This is a genomic window from Sinomonas flava, assembly GCF_039531875.1.
Classification (GTDB): domain Bacteria; phylum Actinomycetota; class Actinomycetes; order Actinomycetales; family Micrococcaceae; genus Sinomonas; species Sinomonas flava.
In genome coordinates this window covers 950815-974250 of record NZ_BAAAQW010000003.1, presented here as the reverse complement: position 1 = coordinate 974250, position 23436 = coordinate 950815, and the positions used below count along the sequence as shown (strand labels likewise).

Here is a 23436-nt window from a genome sequence, read left to right as displayed (position 1 = left end):
ATTCAGCGGAAGTTGACGAACTGGAGGTCCACGTCCTCGTAGCCCTTGAGCAGGGCGATCGTGGACTGCAGGTCGTCGCGGGACTTCGAGGAGACACGGAGCTCGTCGCCCTGGATCTGCGCCTTGACGCTCTTGGGCGCCTCGTCGCGGATGAGCTTGGAGATCTTCTTCGCGTGCTCCTGCGAGATGCCCTCCTTGATGGAGGCTTCGATGCGGTACTCCTTGCCGGAGGCGAAGGGCTCGCCGGCGTCGAGGGACTTCAGGGAGATGCCGCGCTTGATGAGCTTCGACTCGAACACGTCCAGAACGGCCTTGACCCGCTCCTCGGCGTTGGCCTTCATGAGGATCTTCTCGCCCGAGAAGTCGATCTCCGCCCCGACGCCCTTGAAGTCGTAGCGCTGGGCGATCTCCTTCTGCGCCTGGTTGAGGGCGTTGGCGACCTCCTGCTTGTCTACCTTGCTCACAACGTCGAATGTCGAATCTGCCATGGCTGCCTCCGGAACTGTTCGTGGTCAGATGCTGGCCACCAGACTAGCCTCCTGCGCCCTTCCGGCGACCCCGTGAGCGTGGGTTGCGGCGCACAGTTCACTCTCAGCCGAAGCCCAGTGGGATCGCAATCTCCGCTGGAATCGTTGGATCCATCGACAAGGCTGGCAAGGGAGGAATCCGTGTCTTCGACAGACGCGCGCCGCGGAGGCGCTGAGGGATCGACGACGGCGAAGCGCACCTTCGCAGGGAGGGCGGCCGCCGCCGCGGGCGGCGTCGTGGCAGCGGCGACGCTCGCCGCCGGCGTCGTGATGTCCCCGGCCCCGGCGCCCACGGCACGGCTCGACGGCGTCCACGCGGACCTCCAGCGCGCTGTGGCGCTCCGGCAGATCACGGGAGAGCAGGCGGCATTCCTGGAGGCCCAGCTGAGGCAGCAGATCCTCTCGGATGCCGCCGCCAGCGGCGCCGGGACTGCCTGAAAACTTGGCCGCAGCCCCTGCCCGAGCCCCGATTCGACGCGTGGCCGAATGTTCTGTAAGGTTGTCTTGCTCGCACCGCAGGACACCGGATGGCCGGTGAACTGCGTGTTGATCTTGGCAGATTACCCGAGCGGCCAAAGGGGGCTGACTGTAAATCAGCTGGCATTGCCTACGGGGGTTCGAATCCCTCATCTGCCACGTTGTGAGAGAACACCCTCGGTCTTCGGACCGGGGGTGTTCTGCTTTCCTGTCAGTCCAGTGAATCCGAGATGCGCGCCGACCGCTCCGCCAGAGAGCTTCCCCGGGGAAGCCGCGCCGTCTGGCCCGCCGGATCCACGTACAGGTGGTGGCAGAGGGTCGTGACCAGGCCCACGACGGCCACGGACCAGTAGATCATCCGGGCGTTCTGCGAGCCGAGGACCGCCAGCGCCCAGGCGTCGGCCTCGCTGTGGCCCAGCGCCGTCCGCTGGCCCAGCAGTCTGTGATCGGTCCTCATGGACACGGTGTAGAGGTCCCCGGTCAGCGACGGATCGGAGGCGAACCACGAGTAGGAGCTGACGCGGGCGTCCAGCGTGACGCTCAGGGACCGGTCCTCCACGGACCTGACGGGCCCCATGGAGGGGCGCTGCCAATCCGGCCCCCGGTCCGGGCCGTCGCGTCCGGAGGGGGACCATAGGCGGGCTCGCAGGTGGGCCAGACCGTCGGCGTGGTGTTCCTGGATCAGCGCCAGGAGTTCATCTGTACCCATCAGTACATTTTAGTCCCCTCGTCTAGGGGCGGGATCGCTGGCAGCGCCCTCTCACGGGCTTCGTGCCGCCACCGACTCGAGGAGGTCCGCGCCGCGCGTCCGCCCGTCCAGGGCCCTGGCGCGCTCGCCCATGCGTGCTGCCGCGGCGCGGTGCGGGCCGTCGCCGAGGAGCTGTTCGACGGCCGCGCGGATCCTCCGCGGTGCCGAGGTGCGGCGAAGCCTCCTGCCGACCCCGGCGCGTTCGACGGCGCGCCCCACCCACGGCTGGTCGGTCGTCGGGCTGAGGGGGAGGATCAGGAGAGGGACGCTGTGGGAGAGTGCCGCCATGGCGGTCCCGTGCCCGCCGTGTGAGACCACGAGCGACACGTGCGGCAGGACCTCCTCGTGGGGCAGCCACCGGTGCACCTCGACCCCGTCGGGGATCCGGAGCGCCGCCGGGTCGAGCGAGGGCCCGGTCGTCGCGATCAGCCGCGCCGCAACGCCGTCGACCGCGTCGAGGACGCGCTGGAACGTCGCGGCCAGCCCCGGGAAGCCGGCCGTGCTGAGGCTGACCAGCACCGTGGGCGTCTCCGGGCGCGCGGGGACGCCGCGCACCATCGGCCCGACGTGGACCACGTTGCCGTGGCCGCGGTCGAACTCCGGGATCGACGCCGTCATGACCGGCCGGCCGGCGTCGAGCAGGTCCATCGGGCACAGCCCCACGGGGAGCAGGGCGGCCTGCGCAACGGGGAGCATCCTGCGGAGCATGCCGTCCAGGGTGTGCTCGAGGACGACGTACTCGCGGCCGACGCGGCGCAGGGCGTCCATGACCCCGAACAGGACCACGTCGACGACGACGACGTCCGCCGGCCGCGTGGCGACCTCGGCGAGGACGTCCTGCTGCATGCCCGGGCTCGTGATGACCTTCAGGAGCGCGAGCGGCGACGTGCCGGTCAGCGCCGCGGCGCCGGGCGACCCGCAGAACGGGACCCCCGCGGCAGCGAAGGCTCCGGACTGGGAGGCATGCCCCATCACGGTGACCGCGTGCCCGCGGGCCACAAGCTCCTGCCCGAGGGCGAGGAAGGGCACCGCGTTGCCGCCGCCCTCCCACGTGACGAACAGGAAACTGCTCACGGGACCCCCTCCTGCCGGTGCACTGAGTGTACGGGGCGGCGAGCCGGAGCTTGATTTTAGGCATCCTAACATTTAGGCTACCTAAATATGAGTTCCAGTGACGACGTGACCGCCCTTGCAGGCGGCTTCCGCGAAGCCCTCCGGCACGGCGTATGGGTCGCGCGGAGGCTCGATGAGGTCTCGACCCTCCCCGCCGCCCAGCTGAGCGTGCTGAACATGGCCGAGGGCGAGGGGCTCCGCATGGGCGTCATCGCCAAGAACCTCGGCGTGAAGGTGCCTTCCGCGACAGAGCAGGTGGCCCGGCTGGAACGGGCCGGGCTCCTCGAAAGGCGCGCCGACCCGCTCGACGCGCGCGCCGTCGTCGTGCGCCGCACCCCGGCCGGTGACCGTGCCGCAGCCGAGGCCAACGGCGGCCGCAATGAGCTCATGGCAGCAGCTATCGCCACCCTGACCGAGGCGGAGCGCGCAGCCCTCGCCGCCGCGCTGCCGGTCATGGACAAGATCAACCAGTACTTCACAGAGACGGAGAAGCCCGCATGACCGCCGAACCCGGCGTCCGCTCCCACCAGACCAGCGCCCCGGCGTCACCCCAGGCGGGCCACCCGGCCGGCCACGAGGTCCTCGCTGCGGAGAAGGCCTCGTTCTTCCGCCAGCCCAAGGCGGTCTGGGCCACTGCCGCGGCCTCGGTGTTCGCCTTCATGGGGATCGGCCTCGTGGACCCGATCCTCCCGGCCATCGCCGCCAACCTGGATGCGAGTCCGAGCCAGGTCTCCCTCCTGTTCACGAGCTACTTCCTCGTCACGGCCGTCATGATGCTCGTGACCGGGTGGGTCTCCTCGCGGATCGGCGGGAAGAAGACCCTGCTCATCGGCCTCGCCCTCATCGTCGTCTTCTCGAGCCTGGCCGGCACGAGCCAGAGCGTGGCCGAGCTCATCGGGTGGCGTGCCGGCTGGGGCCTGGGCAACTCGCTCTTCGTGGCCACGGCGCTGGCCGTGATCGTGGGCGTGGCCTCGGGCGGGACGGCGACCGCGATCATCCTCTACGAGGCCGCGCTGGGACTCGGGCTCTCCCTCGGCCCGCTCGCGGGAGCCCTCCTTGGCGGATGGCAGTGGCGCATGCCGTTCTTCGGCACCGCCACCCTCATGGCCGTGGCGTTCATCGCCATCCTGGCCACGCTCCCCAAGACCCCGGCGGCTGCCCGGAAGACCAGGTTCCGCGACCCGCTCAAGGCCCTCGGCCACGCCGGACTGCGCTCGGTGGCGGGCAGCGCGTTCTTCTACAACTTCGGCTTCTACACGGTCCTCGCCTTCGTCCCGTTCATCCTCGGCATGGATGCGTACGGGATCGGCGCCGTGTTCTTCGGCTGGGGCGTCGCGCTCGCGGTCTGCTCGGTGTTCCTCGCCCCGCCGCTCCAGGCCCGGTTCGGCGACATCACCGTCCTCGCCGGAACCCTGTCAGGCCTCGCGCTCGTCCTCGTGGGCCTCGCCGTCGCGGCCGCGGTCCACGCGGTCCCGGCCGTCGTCGTGCTGACCATCGTGGCCGGCGCGCTGCTGGGCGTGAACAACACGGTCTACACCGAGCTCGTGATGGGCATCTCCGACGCGCCGCGCCCGGTGGCCAGTGCGGGCTACAACTTCGTGCGCTGGATGGGCGGGGCGCTTGCGCCCTTCATCGCCACGTGGCTCGGGGAGACCTTCGGCGCCCCCGTCCCGTTCTACGCCTCGGCGGCCGCGCTCGTGGTGTCGATCGCGATCGCGCTGGCGGGCCGGCGCTACGTCACCGCCCACGAGCCCTCCGCCGTTTGAGCGGCGGCTGCGGGGGAAGGTAACCACGACGGTGCGGTGTGTCCGCGACCGGGTGGGCCGCGTGGGAATGAAACCCCCACGGGTATCGTTGAGACTTCCAAGACCGCAGAAACACGTGAGGAGCGCGGGAATGGCAACCAAGAACATCACCGGCGAGCAGTTCGCCGACGTCATCGAGAACAACGACATCGTCCTGGTCGACTGGTGGGCGTCCTGGTGCGGCCCCTGCCGCCAGTTCGCGCCGACCTACGAGGCTGCTTCGGAGAAGCACTCCGACGTGGTCTTCGCGAAGGTGGACACCGAGGCCGAGCAGATGCTGGCGGCGCAGGCCAACATCACCTCCATCCCGACCCTGATGGCATTCCGCGAGAAGGTCCTCGTCTTCTCCCAGCCCGGCGCCCTCCCGCCGGCCGCCCTCGAGCAGGTCATCGAGGCGGTCAAGGGCCTCGACATGGAGGACGTCCACAAGAAGGTCGCCGAGGCGCAGGCCAAGGGCTCGGACAACTGAGCCTGCAGCGCTGACCACAGCGCGACGGCGCCGCCCCCCGCTGGAGGGGGAGCGGCCCCGTCGTCGTTACGCCGGGGTCAGCGCGCGTGCAGCGGTCAGACGCGCTCGACCTTGACGGGCTCCGCCAGGAGGGCGCTGAGGGACTCGTTGAGGTCCTGGACAGCGGCGCCCTTCGAGTGCGCGTCCAGCTCCTCCTCGGAGGCCCACAGCTCGGACAGGATGATCCGGTCCTCGGACTCCTCCGTGATCTCGTACTGGAGGCAGCCCGGCTCGCGCTGGACCTCCTCGATCGCGATGTCCAGGGCCAGCTTCACGCGGAAGAACTCGCCCTCGTTCGGGATGAAGGTCGCCTTCAGGCGCACGGGATCAGTCATGGTGGCCAGCCTACCGAGTTGGTAGCTTTCCATCATGCAGACGTCCTACACGGCAGGCGAGACGACGACGCCCCTGCTCGAGGAGACCATCGGCGCCAACTTCGCCCGCATCGCGGAGCGTTTCGCGGACCGCGAGGCCCTCGTGGAAGCCGCGTCCGACGCCGGCGCTGACGCCGCCCGACGCTGGACCTACGCCGAGCTCGCGCACGACGTCGATGCCGCCGCCCGCGGCCTGCTCGCCGCCGGGGTGGGCAAGGGCGAGCGGGTGGGCATCTGGAGCCCGAACTGCGCCGAATGGACCATCCTCCAGTACGCCACCGCGGCGATCGGCGCAATCCTCGTCAACGTGAACCCCGCCTACCGCAGCCACGAGCTGCAGTTCGTGGTGAAGCAGAACGGCATGCGCATGCTGGTCGTCGCCCCGAGCGACCGCACGAGCGAGTATGTCGCGATGGCCCGCGACGCGTTTGCCGAGTGCCCGGACCTGCGCGAGCTCGTGTTCCTGCCGGCGCCCCGCGCCTCGGGCGGGGCGGTCTACGAGGCGGGCGAGCCGGTGTCGCCCGAGGAGACCACGTGGGAGGCGCTCGTCGGGCGGGCGGGGGAGGTGCCGGCGTCGGCCGTCGCCGAGCGCGCGGCGACCCTGGCGCCCGGGGACCCGATCAACATCCAGTACACCTCCGGCACCACCGGGTTCCCCAAGGGCGCGACGCTCACGCACCGGAACATCCTCAACAACGGGTTCTCGATCGGGGAGCTCCTGCGGTACACCGAGGAGGACCGCGTGGTGATCCCGGTGCCCTTCTACCACTGTTTCGGGATGGTCATCGGCAACCTGGCCGCCTACTCGCACGGGTGCGCCACGATCCTCCCCGCGCGCGGCTTCAACCCCGCCGCGACGCTGGGCGCCGTGCAGGACTTCGGGGGCACATCCCTCTACGGGGTGCCCACGATGTTCATCGCCGAACTCGCGCTGCCCGACTTCTCCTCGTACCGGCTCGGCACGCTGCGGACAGGGGTCATGGCGGGCTCGCTGTGCCCGATCGAGGTCATGAAGCGCGTCATCGCCGACATGCACATGACGGACGTCGCGATCTGCTACGGCATGACGGAGACCTCGCCGGTCTCCACGATGACGCGCGACGGCGACACGCTCGCCCAGCGCACCGAGACCGTCGGGCGGACCATGCCGCACCTCGAGTCGAAGGTCGTGGGCCCCTCGGGGGAAACGGTCGAACGCGGCCAGATCGGGGAGCTCTGCACGCGCGGCTACGCCGTCATGGCCGGGTACTGGGACCAGCCCGACAAGACCGCCCAGGCCATCGATCCCGACGGGTGGATGCACACCGGCGACCTCGCCCGCATGGACCAGGACGGGTACCTCGTGATCGAGGGCCGGATCAAGGACATGGTGATCCGCGGCGGCGAGAACGTCTATCCGCGCGAGATCGAGGAGTTCCTCTACCAGCACCCGTCCGTCCAGGACGTCCAGGTCATCGGCGTCCCGGACGCGAGGTACGGCGAGGAGCTCATGGCCTGCATCATCCTGAAGCCGGGCGCGGAGCCGCTGACCGCCGCGGATATCGCCGACTTCTGCCGCGGCCGGCTCGCCCACTACAAGGTCCCGCAGTACGTGGACATCCGCGAGTCGTTCCCGATGACCGTGTCGGGGAAGATCCGCAAGGTCGAGATGCGCGAGGAGGCCATCGCCCGGCTCGGGCTCGGCTGAACAGCTCACGGGACGGCGGCGAGGAGCGCGGCCGGAACGACCATGAGCGGGACGAGCACGGCCCCCGCCGCCGCGTACCCCCACCACGAGATCGAGACGCCGAGCCGCCGCAGCTGCTCATGCCAGATCAGCGTGGCGAGCGAGGCCCAGGGCGTGATGAGTGGCCCGGCGTTGACGCCCACGAGCAGGGCGGCCAGGCGCGCCGGACCCCCCGCGGACTGTTCGAAGGCGAGGTACGCGGGAAGGTTGTTGACGAGGTTGGACCCGGCCGCGCCGACGGCTGCGACCCGGACGAGGTCCAGCGGCCCGCTCCCCGAGCCGAGCAGCGCCGCCGCGAGGTCACCGCCGCCAAGGTGCTGGAGCGCCTCCATGAGCAGGAACAGGCCCGCCGCGAACACCACCAGCTGCCACGGCACGAGCGCCCAGCGCAGGGCCCGCGGCCGCCGTGCCGCGAACGCGAGGACGAGCACTGCAGCCGCGGCCACCGAGGGGATCCAGGGGGCCAGGCCTGAGACGAGGCCCGGCAGCAGGAACGCGAGGACGACGGCGCTGGTTCCGAGCAGGACCCGATCGGCCCGAGCGCCGCCGTCTCCCTCCGCCGGCGTCCGGGACGCGCGGAGCGGGTCGTAGCGGGCGCGCAGGTCCTTCCGGAACAGCACGCCGACGGCGAGCACTGGCACGAGCGCGCACCACAGGGCGGGCAGCGCCATCCGGGCGGCGAATTCCACCGGCGACACGTTGCCCAGGGAGTGCAGGGCCAGGAGGTTCGTCAGGTTGGAGACCGGGAGCAGCAGGGACCCGGTGTTGGCGAGCCACACCGCCGTGAGCGCGAACGGCAGCGGCGGGAGCCGGCAGCTCCGGGCGAGCACCACGACGATCGGAGTCAGCAGCACCGCTGTCGTGTCCAGGGAGAGGAAGACCGTGGCCGTCAGGGACAGGACCGTGACGAGGCCCCATAGCAGCCAGGCCCGGCCCCGGCCCCAGCGGCGGAAGCGTGCAGCGATCCACTCGAAGAGGCCCGCCGCGTTGAACAGCTCGGTGACGACCGTGATGGCCGCGACGAAGGCGAGGATCGGAACCACCCGATCGGCGAGGGCGCCGACGTCCTCCCACGCCAGAAGGCCGGCAGCGACGGCCGCACCGCCGAGGACAAGGAGGACGGCGCCCACAGCGGCCAGAGGCATGGCGTCAAGTCTAGGGGTCACGCAGTGCGGGTCCGGACCGCCGCAGGGGGTGATCTCGGCGTCACTTGGGGGTGACTTCGGCGTCACTTGGGGGTGACTTCGGCGTCAGTGGGGGTGATCTCGGCGGGAGTCAGTGGAAGCGGTGGTCCTGGACCGTCATCCGGGCCCCGTACCGCGGCGCCCGGACGCCCGAGAGGTACAGCATGCGCACGATCCGCTGCCGGTGCCCGCGCCACGGCTCGAGGAGGCGCAGCATCCCGGCGTCGTCGGTGCGCTCGCCGGTGAGCGCATAGCCGACGAAGTGGGCGAGGTGGTAGTCCCCGACCGAGATCGAGTCCGGGTCCGCGTGCGTGCGCTGCGTGACCTCGGCGGCCGTCCAGATGCCGATCCCGGGGATGGACTGCAGCGCGGCTGCGGCCTCCTGCGCGGTCCGGGACGCGAGCCGCTCGAGCCCCGCCGCCGACCGCAGCGCGCGCATCACCGTGTCCGAGCGCTGGGGGCCCACCCCTGCGCGGTGCCACTCCCACGAAGGGATCCGCAGCCAGCCCTCCGCGCTCGGAGCGACCATGAGCCCCGCGGGCGCGACGGTTCCCGCACCGGGCGCCTGGGAGCCGTGGCGGCGCACAAGGTACCGGTAGGCGCGCCGGGCCTCGAGGGTGGTGACCTTCTGCTCGAGGATCGTGGGCACGAGCGCGTCGACCACGCGCCCCGTCGAGGGCAGGCGCAGCGCCGGGTTGCGGCGTCGTGCCTCGCGGACGAGGCGGGGCAGGCGCGCGAGGTACGCCTCGTCGTCGAACGCGGACCAGTCGTCGGTGAGGCCGAGCAGCGCGGGCGCTGACGCGACGGCCGACGCCGCGCCGTCGCCCCAGGCGCGGGCCCTCAGCGTCCCGGCGGCGTGGGTCAGCAGGAGCGAGGCGGGCCCCTCGGGTGTCCGGAAGGCCGCCCAGAGGCCGGCGGGGTGGGGCGCGAAGCAGGGGTCCCCATCGCCCCGCTGGAGGGGGAAGCACGTGGCGGCCAGGGAGTAGTGGTCGGGCGCAGGCCACGAGCCGTCGGCGTCCGCCGTTCCCAGGGCGGGAAGGGCGGCCCGGGGGAGGGGGTCGGCGAGCGTCACCGCATCATCCTGCCACGCGCCGACGACAAACGTGCGGCCGTGGCCGCGTGAACCCTTGACGTGCGCCGCTCGGTCCAAAACCATGCTGGTGGCGCTGGAAGCGGCGCCGTGGCGCTGACGAGGAAGGCGATGCCATGTCAGGGAAAGTCGTTCACTTCGAGATTCCCGCGGACGATTCGGGGCGCGCGGAGAAGTTCTATTCCGAGGCCTTCGGGTGGGGCCTCACGCCCGTCCCCGGGATGGACTACTGGATGGTCGGCACCACGCCCAGCGACGAGAACGGCACGCCGACCGAATCGGGCAGCATCAACGGCGGCATGTTCGTGCGCAGCGAGGAGTTCCCGCCCAAGACCCCCATCATCACCGTGGACGTCGAGGACATCGACGCCGCCCTCGCGACGATCGGGAAGCTGGGCGGATCGACCGTGTCCCCGAAGCTGCCCGTGGGGGAGATGGGCTTCGCCGCGTACTTCAAGGACACGGAGGGCAACATCCTCGGACTGTGGCAGAACGCACCGCAGCAGGGGTAGCGCCCGGGAGGCAGCTCAGCGGAAGTCCCGGCTCGACGTCTTCGCCCGCAGGGGCAGGGCCTCGAGCCGGTCCGCGACCAGGTTCGTGACGCCCTCCTTGGACCGTTCGAGCATGCCCCGGATCACCATGGCCGGTGCCTGCTGCGCCACCCGCCGGTACCGGGTCCAGACCCCGACGCTGCAGACCACATTGAGGATGCCCGTCTCGTCCTCCAGATTGAGGAACGTGATGCCCTGGGCCGTCCCGGGCCGCTGCCGGTGGGTCACGACACCGGCGGCCTCGATGCGGCTGCCCGGTTCCGCGGTGCGCAGCTGGTCGATGCGGAGCACGCCCCGGGCGTCGAGCACGTCCCTGGCGTGCCGGAGGGGATGGCCGTCCGTGGCGACCCCCGTGGCCCAGAGGTCGTAGGCCACCACCTCCTCCTCGCTCAGCTCCGGCAGGAGGGGCGGCTGGACGTACGGCTGGGAGCCGGGGAGCTGGCCCGGCCGCTCGAGGGCGGCGGCCCCCGACTGCCACAGCGCCTCGCGCCGCGTGAGCCCGAGGGAGTCCAGTGCCCCCGCCGACGCGAGCGACTCGAGCTGCTCCGCCGTGAGGCCCGTGCGGCGCGACAGCTCCGCGATGCCCCGGTACGCCCCGCCGGACTCCCGCTCGGCGACGATCCGCTCGGCGAGGTCCTTGCCGATCCCCTTGACGCTCGAGAGCCCCAGCCTCACCGCACGGCTGCCGTCGCGCCGGTGCGCGGCGGACTCGTCGGGTGCCTCCGGGTCGAACGGGCCGATCGGCGGCTGGAACCTGTCGAGGCACGCGTCGAGGCCGGCGGACTCCTCCCCGGCCCACGACGCCGGCGGCCAGGGCACCGTCGGCGGCCCCTCGGCGTCGTGCGCCTCGAGGCACGCGTCCGCGCGGGAGCGGAGGATGTCGGGACGGAGCACGACGACGCCATGCCGCCTCGCGTCCGCGACGAGCGTCTGCGGGGAGTAGAACCCCATGGGCTGGGCCCGCAGCAGCGCCGCGAGGAACGCCCCGGGGTAGTGCAGCTTGAGCCACGAGCTCGCGTACACCAGCACGGCGAAGCTGATCGAGTGGGACTCCGCGAAGCCGAAGTCCGCGAACGCCGCGATCTGGGTATAGATGGCCTTCGACTCCTCGGGCGTCAGCCCGTTCGCCGCCATCCCGGCGAAGAGCTTCTCGCGGAGGGTGCCGATTTTCTCCACGCCCCGCTTGGATCCCATGGCCCGGCGCAGGAGGTCCGCGTCCTCGGCGGTGCAGCCCCCGATCGCCATGGCCATCTGCATGAGCTGCTCCTGGAACAGCGGGACGCCGAGCGTGCGCTCGAGAACCGGCCTGAGGAGGGGGTGGGGGTAGGTGATGTCCTCCTCGCCGGCCCGCCGCCGGATGTACGGATGGACCGCCCCGCCCTGGATGGGGCCCGGCCGGATGAGCGCGATCTCGACGACGAGGTCGTAGAACTCCCGCGGACGCAGCCTCGGCAGTGTGCTCATCTGGGCCCTCGACTCCACCTGGAACACCCCGACCGAATCGGCGCGGCACAGCATGTCGTAGACGGCCGGCTCCTCCTTGGGGATGTCCTCGATCCGCCACCGCACGCCGAAGTGCTCCTCGACCATGTCGAAGCAGTACTGGAGGGCGGCGAGCATGCCCAGCCCGAGCAGGTCGAACTTGACCAGCCCCATCCACTCGCAGTCGTCCTTGTCCCACTGCAGGACGGTGCGGTCCTCCATGCGGGCATGCTCGATCGGCACCACCTCGCCCACGGGCCGCTCGGTGAGCACCATTCCCCCCGAATGGATGCCGAGGTGGCGCGGGTAGCCGAGGAACTGCTCGGCGAGCGCGAGGACCCGCGGCGGGATGCCGTCGGCCTCGGGCGGCCCCCCGGTTCCCGGGCCGGGCTGGCTCTTCGCGGCGGAGAGCGCGTCCCAGCGCTCGAGGCGCTTGGACCAGGCGTCCTGCTGGCCCTGGCTGTAGCCGAAGGCCTTCGCGACGTCCCGCACGGCGTTCTTGGGCCGGTAGCTCACCACGTTGGCGACCTGGGCCGCGTTCGCCCTGCCGTACTTCGCGTAGACGTGCTGGATGACCTCCTCGCGGCGGTCCGAGTCGAAGTCGACGTCGATGTCCGGCTCCTCCTCCCGCAGGCTCGACAGGAAGCGCTCGAACGGCAGGCGGTAGGCGATGCTGTCCACGGCCGTGATTCCGAGCAGGTAGCACACGGCGGAGTTGGCCGCCGACCCGCGCCCCTGGCACAGGATGCCGCGGCTGCGGGCGAACTGCACGATCTCGTGGACGATGAGGAAGTAGCCCGGGAAGTCCTTCTTCTCGATGACCGCGAGCTCCTTCTCGACGCGCTCGCGGACCTCCTCCGGGGGGACCGGCCCCCGCCATCCCGGGCCCGGGATGCCGTAGCGGTCCTCGATGCCGCGGTCCACGAGCCCGCGCAGGTGGGACATGGGGGTGTGCCCCTCGGGCACCTCCTGCTTCGGCAGCCTGGGGCGTGCGGAGCGCAGCGGGAAGGCGAGGCTGTCCGCGAGCCGCACGGTGTTCTCCACGGCCCCCGGGTAGCGGGCGAAGAGCCGGGCCATCTCCTCCCCGCTGCGCAGGTGGGCGCCGTCGCTCGCCGGCAGCCAGCCGTCGAGCTCGTCGAGGCTGCGTCGCGCCCGCACGGCGGCCAGGGCCGTCGCGAGCGGATGCCCGGACGGGCTGGCGTAGTGCACCGCGTTCGTGGCCACGCAGGGCAGCCCGACGCGGTCGGCGACGGCGGCGAGGGCGTCGTTGTGCGCACTGTCGAGCGGGTTCCCGTGGTCGTAGAGCTCGACGGCCACACCGTCCGCGCCGAACAGGGCGACAAGGTCCTCGACCGCGCGCTCGGCGGCGGCCTCCCCGTGGCCGGCGAGGGCCCGGCGCACCGCTCCCTTCCGGCAGCCGGTCAGCACGAGGCAGTGCCCCCTCAGCCGTTCCGCGAGGTCCTCCAGCGCGTACACGGGCCGGCCCTTCTCGGCGCCTTCGGCGAGCTGGGCGGCGGTGATGGCCGCGGCGAGCCGGTGGTAGCCATCCTCGCCGCGGGCCAGGACGAGCAGGTGCTCTCCCTCGGGGTCCGGCTCGCCGTTCTGCGGCCCGCCCAGCCCGAGGGAGAGCTCCGCGCCGAACACCGTCGGGAGCCCGTAGGCCTCGGCGGCCTCGGCAAGCCTCACGACGCCGTAGAAGCCGTCGTGGTCGGTGATCGCCAGGGCATGCAGCTCCAGGCGCACGGCCTCCTCGACGAGCGACTCGGGGGAGGAGGCCCCGTCGAGAAAGCTGTAGTGCGAATGGACGTGCAGTTCCGCGTAGGGGACCGCCTGCCCCGCCGCGCCGACGGACGACGGCGCGGGCCTGCCGTCGTGCGCGCCCTCCCCGAGCGCGGGGAGCGGGATGTAGGGGCCGCGCTTGCGCGACCAGGCGGGGCTGTCCCCGCCGTCATGCTCGATGGGCGCGCGCCCGGCATCGGTCCGGCTGGGGCGGCCGCGGAGGTCGTCCGCGGAGACCTCCTTGCCCTCGAGGATGTCGTGGAGGTGCTTCCACGGGATCGGCGGATTGTTCCAGCCCACGGGGCCTCCTTTCAGCCGTCGTCAGTCATAGCGGGCCTCCGCCCACCAGCGGCCGCCTTCCCTGAGCAGGAGCCAGGCCTCGCCGTCGCCGTCGAGGATCTGGAACCGCTCGGCCCTGCGGCTCTCGGCGGTGTCCCACCACCTCTCCCGCAGGGGCCACGGGCCTGCCCAGCTGCGGACAGGCCGACGGGCGGAGCCCGGTGCGGGGGTGAACCAGGCAGGCGCGGCCCTGAGGAGTCCGCGGTCGTCCACGTCCAGGGGCGCCGAGTCATCGCCCAGGAGCACCACGGGAAGGGGCTCGGGGAAGACGACGGCGGGCAGGGGAGGAGGGACCGACCCGGGCCACGGCCGCCCCGCGCGGTCCGCCGTGCCCGGCGGCGCGTCCTCGCCCCAGGGCACGAGGAGGCACCGTTCCGCCAGGAGGCGCCCGCCGCCCGAGGCCACATGGAGCACTGACCCGTGGCCGAGCATGGTCTGAAGACGGTGCAGGCCGTGGTCGAGCCGCTCGTCCACGCCCCCGAAGAGTGCCTGTGCCCGGCGTCCGAGGAGGTCCACGTGTTCGGGGAGCAGCCGGACCTGGACCACGGGAGCGGCCATCGACTCGCCCGACGAGCGCCAGGCGGCACCGCCGTGGCGGCGCGGATGCACTTCCTGCCCCGAGGACTGCAGCTGCCAGCGGACCCGGTCCAGAGCGTCGGCCGGGCTGAACTGGTTGGGGTGCCCCCAGGACCGCTCGGAACGGGCCCCCGATTCGTCGGTGATCACCACCCTCAGCTGGGTGCAGGCGAGGCCGGCGCGCATCAGCCCGCCGATGAAGTCCTCGGCCACCGGGCGCAGGGCGAAAGCGATCTGGTCCACCCGGTCGAGTCCGGGCTCGAAATCGGCCGTCCGGTCCAGGGGCGACGGGGGAACGCGGGGCACGACGGCGCGAGGGTCGCGGCCGCTCGCGCGGGCGTGCGCGGCGAGCCCTTCGTCGCCGAACCGGGAGCGGACGTCCGCGGCCGGAAGGGCGGCGAAGTCTCCGAGCGTGCTCAGGCCCAGCCGCTTCAGGAGCGAGGCGAGCCGGGCGTCGCCCAGGGCGCTGACGGGCAGGGGGGCGAGGAACCGGGCGGATCCGCCGGGGCCGACGATCCGGAGGGGACGCAGCTCGGCGGCGTCCCGGGCCGCCTGCTCGGCGGCGAAGACGGAGTCCGCGATCCCGGCCCGTGCCTCGAGCCCGAGGCTGGCCGCCGAGTCGAGCGCTGCGCCCCCGGCGGCCTCCTCGCTCCCGTAGTAGCGGGCGGCGCCGCGGGCCTTCACGGCGCACAGCCCCGGCCGCAGGACCTGCACTCCGGGGACGGCGGTCTCGAGGGCCCGCACGACGGGCTCGAATTCGCGGGCGGAGCGTTCCGGGTCGGCGGGAACCGTGGCGAGCTCGGGGCATCTGACCTGCGCCTCCCTGATCCGCAGCCCTCGCGCGACGCCGGCGGCCCGCGCCTCGGCAGAGCACACGGCGACCAGCCCCTTGTCGATGACGGCCGCCGCCACGCGGTCGGGGACCTCGCCGGCCAGCTGGGCGGCGATGAGCGGCCAGTCCGGGAACCACAGGACCAGGGCCCTCGGGACCCCGGACGGGGCGGCCCCGCTCATCGCGGTGCCCCACTCCGGCCCTGCACGCCGCCCAGCTGGGGGAGTGCCCCCGCCTGCGGGGAGGCGAGGTCGACGGCGGCCGTGCGGGTCCGGCCCCGCTGGCTCAGGGCGAGCTCGACCCGATGGCGCCGGAGATGCCCGTGCCCCTGCCCGAGCCCCTCCCAGCTCGAGGCCCTCGCCTCGAGGGCGCCCTCGCTCTGCGGCCAGGGGCCCATGACGAGCAGGACACCGGCCCGTTCGCGCAGCCGCGACCCCAGGCGCGACGCCTCGGCCGGGCGGACAGGACCCGCGGGCCGGGCCAGGACCACCGGCAGGACGTCCACGAGGGCGCCCACCGCCGTGAGCCACTCGGCCCCCGGGTCGGGAACGAGCACGAGCCGGTCGAGGTCGACACCGAAGCTGGCTGCCGCCTCGGCCCCGAAGTCCGGGAACCCCACGGCGCCGCACCAGTGGCCCTCGGCTGAGGGGCCCGCGAGGAGGGCCATCGCGACGGAGAGCGGGGTGTCGAGCGAGTAGGCTGTTCCGCCCCTGAGCCCTGCGGGGAAGAGGGACGAGAAGCAGGGGAGCACCGGGTGGGAGCCCTGATGGTTACGGCGCCCCTGGAGGGTGTGGATGCGTTCCTGGAGCTCGCGCAGCTGCCCGGCCGCGGAGACGGCTGGATCGGAGCTGAGTGCGAGGGACATAGAACTATTTTCGAAAATGTGTTCGAAGAAGTCAATCCGCGCCAGCGGCTACAGTTGGGGTCGTGAAGTATGCCAACTCCGTCGTCGAACTCATCGGGCACACGCCCCTCGTCAAGCTCCAGAAGGTCACTGAGGGCATCAAGGCGACGGTCCTGGTCAAACTCGAGTACCTCAACCCCGGCGGGTCCATCAAGGACCGCATCGCGCTGAAGATGATCGAGCAGGCCGAGGCGGACGGCAGGCTCGCCCCCGGCGGGACGATCGTCGAGCCCACGAGCGGCAACACCGGCGTCGGGCTCGCCCTGGTGGGCCAGCAGAAGGGGTACCGCTGCATCTTCGTCGTCCCGGACAAGGTGGGCGAGGAGAAGCGCGCCGTCCTCGAGGCGTACGGCGCCGAGGTCGTCGTCACCCCCACGGCCGTGGCGCCCGACTCCCCGCAGTCCTACTACGGCGTCTCAGACCGCCTCGTGACCGAGATCCCCGGGGCCTTCAAGCCGGACCAGTTCTCCAACCCCGGCGCCCCCGGCAGCCACTACGAGACCACCGGCCCCGAGATCTGGGCCGACACCGACGGCAAAGTCACCCACGTGGTCATCGGCGCCGGGACCGGCGGGACGATCACCGGCACGGGCCGCTTCCTCAAGGAGGCCAGCAGCGACCGCCCCGAGGCCGAGGGTGGCCAGGTCAAGGTGATCGGCGCCGACCCCGAGGGCTCCGTCTACTCCGGCGGCTCCGGGCGGCCCTACTTCGTCGAGGGCGTGGGCGAGGACATGTGGCCGGCCAACTACGACAAGTCGGTTCCGGACGAGGTGCTTGCCGTGACCGACGCGGAGTCGTTCGCGATGACGCGCCGCCTCGCCCGCGAGGAGGGCCTCCTGGTCGGCGGCTCGTCCGGCATGGCCGTCGTGGCCGCCCTGCGCGTGGCGAAGGACCTGCCCGAGGACGCGGTCGTCGTCGTGATCCTGCCGGATTCCGGCCGCGGCTACCTCGCCAAGATCTTCAACGACGACTGGATGCGCTCCTACGGCTTCCTTCCGGGCGCGGAGGAGACGACCGTCGGCGAGCTGCTCAAGGGCAAGGGCGACCGGCTCCCGGAGCTCGTCCACACGCACCCCAACGAGACGGTCCGCGACGTCATCGACATCATGAACGAGTACGGCATCAGCCACCTCCCGGTGCTCTCCGCCGAGCCGCCTGTGGTCATGGGCGAGGTCCTCGGCGCCGTCGACGAGCGCTCGCTGTCGGCCAAGCTCTTCCGCGGCGAGGCCAAGCTCACGGACAAGATCTCCGAGCACATGGGCGAGCGCCTGCCGGTCATCGGGTCCCTCGAGGGCCAGGCCGAGCTGCGGAAGGTCCTCAGCGAGGAGGACGCCGTCATGGTCACCTTCGTGGGCGCCCCGATCGGCATCCTGACCCGCCACGACCTCCTGGCCAACCTCAACAAGTAAGGGGACGACCACCATGCCACACAGCTCCAACGGACAGGCCGGGCAGGGCACCGGCTTCAACACCCGCGCGGTCCACGCCGGCCAGGAGTTCGAGCCGCGCACGGGCGCGGTCGTGCCCCCGCTGCACTTCTCCTCGACCTATGCGCAGGAGGGGATCGGCGGCCTCCGTGCGGGCTACGAGTACGGCCGCGGCGGCAACCCCACGCGCGACGCCCTCCAGGAGCAGCTCGCCGCGCTCGAGGGCGGCCGGCACGCCTACTCGTTCGGGTCCGGCCTCGCGGCCGAGGACGCGCTCATCCGCGCCCTCTGCTCCCCGGGGGACCGGATAGTCCTCGGCAACGACGCCTACGGCGGCACCTACCGCCTGATCTCGCGGGTCCTGAAGCCCTGGGGGATCGAGAACAGGCCCATCGACATGTCCCAGCTCGACCGGGTCCGCACCGTCGTCGAGCAGGGCGCACGGCTCGTGTGGGTCGAGACCCCGTCGAACCCGATGATGAAGATCACCGACATCACGGCCCTCGCGGACATCGCCCACGACGCCGGAGCCCTCCTCGTCGTCGACAACACCTTCGCCTCGCCGTACCTGCAGAACCCGCTCGCCCTGGGCGCGGACGTCGTCGTGCACTCGACGACGAAGTACATCGGCGGCCATTCCGACGTGGTGGGCGGCGCCGTCGTGCTCGACGACGACGAGCTGGCCGAGAAGGTCGGCTTCGTCCAGTTCGCCGTGGGTGCCGTGTCCGGCCCCATGGACGCGTTCCTGACCACCCGCGGCCTCAAGACCCTCGGCGTGCGCATGGAGCGGCACTCGGAGAACGCCCAGAGGATCGCCGAGTGGCTCGTGGGCCGCCCCGGGGTCGAGAAGGTGCTCTACCCGGGCCTGCCCGACCACCCCGGCCACGAGCTCGCGGCGAAGCAGATGCGCCGCTTCGGCGGCATGATCTCGGTCCAGTTCACGGGCGGGGAGGCCGCGGCGCGCAAGGTCGCGGAGTCCACCCGGCTGTTCACACTCGCCGAGAGCCTCGGCGGCATCGAGTCACTCATGAACTACCCCTCGGAGATGACGCACGCATCCGTCAAGGGCACCGAGCTGGCCGTCCCCGAGAACCTCGTCCGCCTGTCCGTGGGCATCGAGGACGTCGAGGACCTCATCGCGGACCTCGACGCGGCGATCGCACAGCTCCAGCCCTGACCCTTCCGGAGGACCGCTTTCCATGCCGCAGACCTCACCTGCGAAGCCTGCCCTGACCCAGGCGCCCTGGTTCCGTCCCACGGCGGTGGGAGTCGGCGCTGTGGTGCTGCTCGCCGTCGTCGTGCTGGTCGCGAAGTGGCTGCGCAGCACCGAGGCCGTGTCGCAGTTCATCGCGACGTACCCTGGCCACGCGCCGCTGCCCTCGTGGGCGCCCGAGGGGCTGCCCGCCTGGCTCAACGTGCAGCACTTCCTGAACATGATGTTCATCGTGCTGATCGTCCGCACGGGCCTGCAGGTGCGGTTCGTCACGAGGCCGCAGGGCTACTGGAAGCGCAACAACAAGGGCCTCGTCAAGACCAAGGGCCAGCCCAAGAAGATCAGCCTGGACCTCTGGTTCCACCTCACCCTCGACGCGCTGTGGGTGCTCAACGGGCTGGTGTTCTTCGTCCTGATGTTCGCCACCGGCCACTGGGTCCGGCTCGTGCCGACCTCGTGGGACGTCTTCCCGCACGCCCTCTCGACGGCGATCCAGTACGCCTCCCTGGACTGGCCGCTCGAGAACGGCTGGGTCAACTACAACGCGCTCCAGCAGCTGACGTACTTCCTCGTGGTATTCGTGGCCGCTCCGCTGGCGATCGTCACCGGCCTGCGGATGTCCGGCGCGTGGCCCACCAACGCCAAGGCGCCCCGCCTCAACAAGGCCTATCCCATGGAGTGGGCGCGGGCCCTGCACTTCCCCACCATGGCGTTCTTCGTCGTGTTCGTGATCGTGCACGTGACGCTCGTGCTCACCACGGGCGCGCTGCAGAACCTCAACCACATGTTCGCCGCGCACGACGGCGGCGACTGGCTCGGGTTCACCCTCTTCGCCGTCGCGGTGCTCGTCATCGTGGGGCTCTGGTTCCTCGCCCGTCCGCTTTTCCTGCGGCCGGTGGCCTCGACCATGGGGCAGGTCACCCGGAACTAGGCGCGGGCGAGCCCGCCCACCGGGGCGGGCCTGCCACAATGGCCGCATGAGCCAGCGCACGCCCTTCTTCCCGGCCCGGGAGCACCGGCTGCGTCTGGCCGAGCTGGGCATCCTGGACCGACGCCGCCTGTGGGCCGGGTTCGCCCTCGCCGTCGTGCTGCCGGCTGGCGTCGAGCTGGTGGCCGCGGCGGCCGGGTCCCGGGACGTGTCCCTGGCCATGCTGCTGGCGCTCGCGGCCGCGGTCGTGGTGGCCCTCGTGGGCGGTCTGTGGCCGGCGATCCTCGCCGCGGTCCTCGGGATGCTGGCCCTGAACTGGTTCTCGACCGACCCGGTGGGCAGCTTCGTGGTCGCGCGGGGCGAGTCCGTCGTCGAGCTCGTGGTGTTCCTCGCCGTCGCCTGCTCGGTCGCGCTCGCCGTGGGAGCCTCCGCGCGGCGGTACGAGCAGGCGAGGCAGGCCGCGGCGGAGGCGGACGCGATGAGCGAGCTCGCCGTCGGAATCCTCGGCTCGGCGGGGGACACGGGCGAATTCCTCGAGCGGGTGCGCGCGACGCTCGGGCTGCGCGCCGTCACGCTCGTGGCGAGGAGGACGGACGACGCCGGCCAGGTCGCCTCGGGCTGGGACGTGCTCGCGAGCGCGGGGGAGGCCCCGCCCGTCTCCCACGCGGCCGCCGACGACTCCGTCGCGCCGGACGGCTACTACACGCTGCTGGTCGGCGGCCACGCGCTCGACGCGGGGGAGCGGCGCATGCTTCAGGCGTTCGGGGCGTACCTCGTGGCGATGCGCCAGCGGGACCAGCTCGCCAGGAGCCGCGCCGACAACCGCCGGCTCGAGGAGGGCAACTCGATCCGCACCGCGATCCTCCAGGCCGTCTCCCACGACCTGCGCACGCCGCTGGCCGGGATCAAGCTGAGCGTGAGCAGCCTTCGTCAGCCCACGGTCGAATTCACCCGCGAGGAGGAGGCTGAGCTGCTCGGCACGATCGAGGACTACACGGACCGGCTCACGGGACTCGTGAGCAACCTCCTGGACATGTCGCGGATCACCGCGGACACCGTCCGGCCGCTCCTGCGCCCCGTCGCGTGGCGCGACGTCCTGCCCGCAGCCGCACTCGCCGCGGGAGACGCCGTCGACCTCATCCCGGCCAACGAGCCCAGGGTGGCCGCGGACCCCGTGCTCCTCGAGCGCGTGGTGGCGAACCTCGTCGAGAACGCCCTCCGCTACGCGCCGGGCGCCGCGGTCGAGGTCAGGGCGCGCAGCGGAGTGCCGGGTCCGGACGGGCGCCCTTGCGGGGAGCTGCGCGTCATCGACCACGGCGGCGGGGTCCCGCCCGAGGACCTGCTCGCGATCTTCCGGCCCTTCCAGCGCTCCGGCGATGCCTCGGCACGCGGCGGGGTCGGCCTCGGGCTCGCTGTCGCGAAGGGCTTCGCCGAGGCGATGGGCGGCCGCATCGAGGCGGAGGCGACCACCGGCGGCGGCCTCACCATGGTAGTCTCCCTCCCGCTGTGGGAAGGGGGACGGGCATGACCGAGCAGACCACCGTGCTGGTCGTCGAGGACGAGGCCCAGATAGCCCGGGCCCTGCAGATCAACCTGCGCGTCCACGGCTACGACGCCGTCACCGCAGGAAGCGGCGAGGACGCGCTCGAGCTCGCCGCCAGCCGGCGCATGGACATCGTGGTGCTCGACCTCGGGCTGCCCGGGATGGACGGCGTCGAGGTCATCCGGCGGCTGCGGGCGTGGACGGAGGTGCCGATCATCGTCCTCTCGGCCAGGCACGGCTCGGAGGACAAGGTCGAGGCCCTCGACGCCGGCGCCGACGACTACGTGACCAAGCCCTTCGGCCTCGAAGAGCTGCTCGCGAGGCTGAGGGCAGCGGCCCGGCGGGGACCGCGCGCCGAGGAGAATCCGCGGGTGCAGACGGGGGAGCTGAGCGTGGACCTCGCCGCCCGCCGCGTGGTCCGACGGGGCGAGGAGGTGCGCCTGACGCCGACGGAGTGGAGCATCCTCGCGCTCCTGGTGCGCCGGGCCGGAGCGCTCGTGACGCAGCGCGAGATCCTCACCCAGGTGTGGGGGCCGGCCTATGCGAAGGAGACCCAGTACCTGCGCGTGTACCTGGCCCAGCTGCGGCGCAAGCTCGAGGACGATCCCGCCCGACCCCGGCACCTGCACACCGAGGCCGGGATGGGCTACCGCTTCGACCCGTGAGGGCCGGCCGCCTCCCGACGGGTCCTCAGAGCCCGGCGGCCTTGGCGAGCTTCACGAGGGCGTCCCGGCCCGCGGCGGCATCCATGGCGGGCGTGCCCGAGCCGCGCGCGGGCTGGCCGATGCGGAAGCGGAAGACGTCGGCACCGCGGCCGACGAAGAGGTAGTACCCGACCTCGACCGCGGTCTTCTGCGCGACGAAGGCCGCCGAATCGCCCACCCCCGAGACCGGGTCAGCCGTGAACCCCTTTGGCGCGACGCCGTAGGAGCCCGCGGCGGCGGCATCGGGGAAGGAGATCGCGGACACCGACACCGTGTGGCCCGGCTCAGGCCCAAGCTTCATGGTGCACTCCCGCCTGACGGCGCCCGGGAAGCCCTCCACTACCGCATCCTCGCTCGCGAACGGCGTGAGCGAGGCCGGGGCGGTGGATCCGAGGGCAGCCCGCACCGACTCCTCCTTGAGGTTCACGCACGCACCGGCATCCGGAGCCGATCCGCCGGCCCGTGTGGGGGGCTCCGCGACGAAGGTGCTCTGGTCGCCCGAGGCGACCGCGTCCTGCCCGGACCCGGGGGAGCCCGCCCCCGCAGACGCGGATCCGGCCGCGGAGCCGGCAGCTGCGGAGGCCGTGCCGGTGCTGCGGGGCGAGGCGGTGTCAGCCGAGGCCGACGACGATGCCGACGCCGCGGCTGAGCTGCTGCTGGGCTGCGGCTGGGAGGGGGTGCATGCCGCGAGGGACAGCCCTGTGGCCAGGGACAGCCCCGCGGCCAAGACCAGCGTGACGGCCCGCGCCGGCGTGACGGCCCGCGCCGGCGCCGCGGTGCGTCCGGCAGCGCGGGCCGGCCTGTACAACGGGTCCACGATCATGAGTACTCCACGTCTCGGTGGTCCGCCCCCCAGCGTCCGGCCAGTATAGGCAGACGGGTCCGCGCCGGCAGATGGTCTGCGCAGCCGGATGCGGCGCGGGCCGCTCGGCTACCCTGAACGCATGAAGACCGCGCGTGTCACTGCCGTGTGCCGTGTCCACCAGCTGCTCTCCGACCCGGGTGCGGTGGGGGTCACCGCGATCGACAAGCGGCCCGTCGAGGGACCCGTGCGCGTGCGCCGGCTGGGCCTCCACGGGGACGTGCAGGCCGATCGCGCCAACCACGGCGGCGAGGACAAGGCCGTCTATGCGTACTCCGAGGACGACGCCGCGCTCTGGTCGCGTGAGCTCGGCCGCGACATCCCGCCGGGCCTGTTCGGCGAGAATCTGCGCGTCGAGGGCATCACAGCGAGCAATGCCGTGATCGGCGAGCGCTGGCGGTTCGCCTCCGGGGTGGTGCTCGAGGTGACGATGCCGCGCATCCCGTGCGCGACCTTCGCCCGGCGCATGGGCCAGGACGGCTGGGTGGCCTGGTTCACCCGGGCCGGGCTCTCGGGCGCCTACCTGCGGGTCGTGACCCCTGGCGACGTCGAGGCGGGCGCCCAGTTCACGGTCGAGCATGTCCCCGACCACGGGGTGCGGGTCGGCCAATGGCTGGCCGAGCCGACCCGCGAGCGTGCCGAGGCGCTTCTCGACGCCGAGGCCGACGGGCAGATCCGCCTCGCGGCGGCGCTCCGTCGCTACGTCGACAGTGCCGCCTCCCGCCCCGCCGTCTGAGGGTCACC

22 protein-coding genes and 1 tRNA gene are annotated in these 23436 nt (G+C 72.2%); 13 read left to right on the top strand and 10 right to left on the bottom strand.

Annotated features, from left to right (window positions below; genetic code table 11):
* Window positions 1-2: 2 nt before the first annotated feature.
* Complete coding sequence (locus tag ABD298_RS07150) at window positions 3-488, bottom strand: YajQ family cyclic di-GMP-binding protein (RefSeq protein WP_208710121.1); 486 nt, start codon at window positions 486-488, stop codon at window positions 3-5.
* 180 nt (window positions 489-668) lie between these two features.
* On the opposite strand from ABD298_RS07150, the gene ABD298_RS07145 reads away from it, so the two are divergent.
* Both ABD298_RS07145 and ABD298_RS07140 read left to right on the top strand, forming a co-directional pair.
* Window positions 669-965, top strand: a complete 297-nt coding sequence (locus ABD298_RS07145) for a hypothetical protein (protein WP_344298935.1) — start codon at window positions 669-671, stop codon at window positions 963-965.
* A gap of 116 nt (window positions 966-1081) precedes the next feature.
* Window positions 1082-1163, top strand: a tRNA-Tyr gene (locus ABD298_RS07140).
* A gap of 52 nt (window positions 1164-1215) precedes the next feature.
* On the opposite strand, the gene ABD298_RS07135 is transcribed toward ABD298_RS07140, so the two are convergent.
* Entirely contained in the window at window positions 1216-1713 is a 498-nt protein-coding gene (locus tag ABD298_RS07135) for a hypothetical protein (protein WP_344298934.1), read from the bottom strand.
* 51 nt (window positions 1714-1764) lie between these two features.
* Entirely contained in the window at window positions 1765-2826 is a 1062-nt protein-coding gene (locus ABD298_RS07130; protein WP_344298932.1) for a glycosyltransferase, read from the bottom strand.
* 87 nt (window positions 2827-2913) lie between these two features.
* Here ABD298_RS07130 and ABD298_RS07125 point away from each other — a divergent pair, with 87 nt between their 5' ends.
* The 3 genes from ABD298_RS07125 to trxA all read left to right on the top strand — a co-directional run bounded on the left by ABD298_RS07125 (window position 2914) and on the right by trxA (window position 5139).
* On the top strand, window positions 2914-3366 hold the full coding sequence (locus ABD298_RS07125; RefSeq protein WP_344298931.1) for a MarR family winged helix-turn-helix transcriptional regulator: 453 nt from the start codon (window positions 2914-2916) through the stop codon (window positions 3364-3366).
* Complete coding sequence (locus ABD298_RS07120; protein WP_344298929.1) at window positions 3363-4631, top strand: MFS transporter; 1269 nt, start codon at window positions 3363-3365, stop codon at window positions 4629-4631. The genes ABD298_RS07125 and ABD298_RS07120 overlap by 4 nt, the downstream gene beginning before the upstream one ends.
* Window positions 4632-4761: 130 nt before the next feature.
* Complete coding sequence (gene trxA / locus ABD298_RS07115) at window positions 4762-5139, top strand: thioredoxin (RefSeq protein ID WP_208710109.1); 378 nt, start codon at window positions 4762-4764, stop codon at window positions 5137-5139.
* Between the two features lie 95 nt (window positions 5140-5234).
* Here the strand turns inward: trxA and ABD298_RS07110 are convergent, their stop codons facing one another.
* Window positions 5235-5513 (bottom strand): putative quinol monooxygenase, encoded by a 279-nt coding sequence (locus ABD298_RS07110; RefSeq protein WP_208710107.1) that lies wholly within the window; start codon window positions 5511-5513, stop codon window positions 5235-5237.
* Between the two features lie 34 nt (window positions 5514-5547).
* On the opposite strand from ABD298_RS07110, the gene ABD298_RS07105 reads away from it, so the two are divergent.
* Complete coding sequence (locus ABD298_RS07105; RefSeq protein WP_344298928.1) at window positions 5548-7239, top strand: AMP-binding protein; 1692 nt, start codon at window positions 5548-5550, stop codon at window positions 7237-7239.
* A 5-nt stretch (window positions 7240-7244) separates the two neighbouring features.
* Here ABD298_RS07105 and ABD298_RS07100 read toward each other — a convergent pair whose 3' ends face one another.
* Window positions 7245-8423, bottom strand: coding sequence for an ArsB/NhaD family transporter (locus ABD298_RS07100; RefSeq protein ID WP_344298927.1), 1179 nt, complete (start codon window positions 8421-8423; stop codon window positions 7245-7247).
* 130 nt (window positions 8424-8553) lie between these two features.
* Window positions 8554-9534, bottom strand: a complete 981-nt coding sequence (locus tag ABD298_RS07095) for a DNA-3-methyladenine glycosylase family protein (protein ID WP_425564336.1) — start codon at window positions 9532-9534, stop codon at window positions 8554-8556.
* Window positions 9535-9668: 134 nt separating this feature from the next.
* Between ABD298_RS07095 and ABD298_RS07090 the strand changes: the two genes are divergently transcribed.
* Complete coding sequence (locus tag ABD298_RS07090; protein ID WP_344298926.1) at window positions 9669-10064, top strand: VOC family protein; 396 nt, start codon at window positions 9669-9671, stop codon at window positions 10062-10064.
* 15 nt (window positions 10065-10079) lie between these two features.
* Here the strand turns inward: ABD298_RS07090 and ABD298_RS07085 are convergent, their stop codons facing one another.
* From ABD298_RS07085 to ABD298_RS07075, 3 genes are read right to left on the bottom strand one after another with little or no spacing between them, the layout of a single operon-like run.
* Window positions 10080-13664 carry an error-prone DNA polymerase gene (locus tag ABD298_RS07085; protein ID WP_425564335.1) on the bottom strand — a complete coding sequence of 1195 codons (3585 nt, stop codon included), beginning with the start codon at window positions 13662-13664 and terminating at the stop codon, window positions 10080-10082.
* Between the two features lie 21 nt (window positions 13665-13685).
* Complete coding sequence (locus ABD298_RS07080; protein WP_344298925.1) at window positions 13686-15293, bottom strand: DNA polymerase Y family protein; 1608 nt, start codon at window positions 15291-15293, stop codon at window positions 13686-13688.
* Entirely contained in the window at window positions 15290-15976 is a 687-nt protein-coding gene (locus tag ABD298_RS07075; RefSeq protein ID WP_344298924.1) for a hypothetical protein, read from the bottom strand. Before ABD298_RS07075 ends, ABD298_RS07080 begins: the two co-directional genes overlap by 4 nt.
* Before the next feature lie 62 nt (window positions 15977-16038).
* On the opposite strand from ABD298_RS07075, the gene ABD298_RS07070 reads away from it, so the two are divergent.
* From ABD298_RS07070 to ABD298_RS07050, 5 genes are read left to right on the top strand one after another with little or no spacing between them, the layout of a single operon-like run.
* Window positions 16039-17424: a cystathionine beta-synthase gene (locus tag ABD298_RS07070; RefSeq protein WP_344298923.1), complete on the top strand. Its 1386-nt coding sequence runs from the start codon at window positions 16039-16041 to the stop codon at window positions 17422-17424.
* A 13-nt stretch (window positions 17425-17437) separates the two neighbouring features.
* Window positions 17438-18619, top strand: coding sequence for a cystathionine gamma-synthase (locus ABD298_RS07065; RefSeq protein ID WP_344298921.1), 1182 nt, complete (start codon window positions 17438-17440; stop codon window positions 18617-18619).
* 22 nt (window positions 18620-18641) lie between these two features.
* Window positions 18642-19586 (top strand): cytochrome b/b6 domain-containing protein, encoded by a 945-nt coding sequence (locus ABD298_RS07060; RefSeq protein ID WP_344298920.1) that lies wholly within the window; start codon window positions 18642-18644, stop codon window positions 19584-19586.
* Window positions 19587-19632: 46 nt separating this feature from the next.
* Complete coding sequence (locus ABD298_RS07055) at window positions 19633-21111, top strand: sensor histidine kinase (RefSeq protein ID WP_344298919.1); 1479 nt, start codon at window positions 19633-19635, stop codon at window positions 21109-21111.
* Window positions 21108-21791 (top strand): response regulator, encoded by a 684-nt coding sequence (locus ABD298_RS07050; protein WP_344298918.1) that lies wholly within the window; start codon window positions 21108-21110, stop codon window positions 21789-21791. Before ABD298_RS07055 ends, ABD298_RS07050 begins: the two co-directional genes overlap by 4 nt.
* A gap of 25 nt (window positions 21792-21816) precedes the next feature.
* Here the strand turns inward: ABD298_RS07050 and ABD298_RS07045 are convergent, their stop codons facing one another.
* A complete protein-coding gene (locus ABD298_RS07045) occupies window positions 21817-22647 on the bottom strand; it encodes a hypothetical protein (protein ID WP_344298917.1) in 831 nt (276 codons plus the stop codon).
* 127 nt (window positions 22648-22774) lie between these two features.
* On the opposite strand from ABD298_RS07045, the gene ABD298_RS07040 reads away from it, so the two are divergent.
* Window positions 22775-23428, top strand: coding sequence for an MOSC domain-containing protein (locus tag ABD298_RS07040; RefSeq protein WP_344298916.1), 654 nt, complete (start codon window positions 22775-22777; stop codon window positions 23426-23428).
* The last annotated feature ends 8 nt before the right edge of the window (window positions 23429-23436 follow it).

Bases quoted from the DNA above. Each gene is read 5' to 3' on its own strand.
- ABD298_RS07150 (WP_208710121.1), bottom strand. From the start codon at position 488: ATGGCAGATTCGACATTCGACGTTGTGAGCAAGGTAGACAAGCAGGAG.
- ABD298_RS07135 (WP_344298934.1), bottom strand. From the start codon at position 1,713: ATGGGTACAGATGAACTCCTGGCGCTGATCCAGGAACACCACGCCGAC.
- ABD298_RS07125 (WP_344298931.1), top strand. From the start codon at position 2,914: ATGAGTTCCAGTGACGACGTGACCGCCCTTGCAGGCGGCTTCCGCGAA.
- ABD298_RS07120 (WP_344298929.1), top strand. From the start codon at position 3,363: ATGACCGCCGAACCCGGCGTCCGCTCCCACCAGACCAGCGCCCCGGCG.
- trxA (WP_208710109.1), top strand. From the start codon at position 4,762: ATGGCAACCAAGAACATCACCGGCGAGCAGTTCGCCGACGTCATCGAG.
- ABD298_RS07110 (WP_208710107.1), bottom strand. From the start codon at position 5,513: ATGACTGATCCCGTGCGCCTGAAGGCGACCTTCATCCCGAACGAGGGC.
- ABD298_RS07105 (WP_344298928.1), top strand. From the start codon at position 5,548: ATGCAGACGTCCTACACGGCAGGCGAGACGACGACGCCCCTGCTCGAG.
- ABD298_RS07100 (WP_344298927.1), bottom strand. From the start codon at position 8,423: ATGCCTCTGGCCGCTGTGGGCGCCGTCCTCCTTGTCCTCGGCGGTGCG.
- ABD298_RS07090 (WP_344298926.1), top strand. From the start codon at position 9,669: ATGTCAGGGAAAGTCGTTCACTTCGAGATTCCCGCGGACGATTCGGGG.
- ABD298_RS07080 (WP_344298925.1), bottom strand. From the start codon at position 15,293: ATGAGCGGGGCCGCCCCGTCCGGGGTCCCGAGGGCCCTGGTCCTGTGG.
- ABD298_RS07075 (WP_344298924.1), bottom strand. From the start codon at position 15,976: ATGTCCCTCGCACTCAGCTCCGATCCAGCCGTCTCCGCGGCCGGGCAG.
- ABD298_RS07065 (WP_344298921.1), top strand. From the start codon at position 17,438: ATGCCACACAGCTCCAACGGACAGGCCGGGCAGGGCACCGGCTTCAAC.
- ABD298_RS07060 (WP_344298920.1), top strand. From the start codon at position 18,642: ATGCCGCAGACCTCACCTGCGAAGCCTGCCCTGACCCAGGCGCCCTGG.
- ABD298_RS07055 (WP_344298919.1), top strand. From the start codon at position 19,633: ATGAGCCAGCGCACGCCCTTCTTCCCGGCCCGGGAGCACCGGCTGCGT.
- ABD298_RS07050 (WP_344298918.1), top strand. From the start codon at position 21,108: ATGACCGAGCAGACCACCGTGCTGGTCGTCGAGGACGAGGCCCAGATA.
- ABD298_RS07040 (WP_344298916.1), top strand. From the start codon at position 22,775: ATGAAGACCGCGCGTGTCACTGCCGTGTGCCGTGTCCACCAGCTGCTC.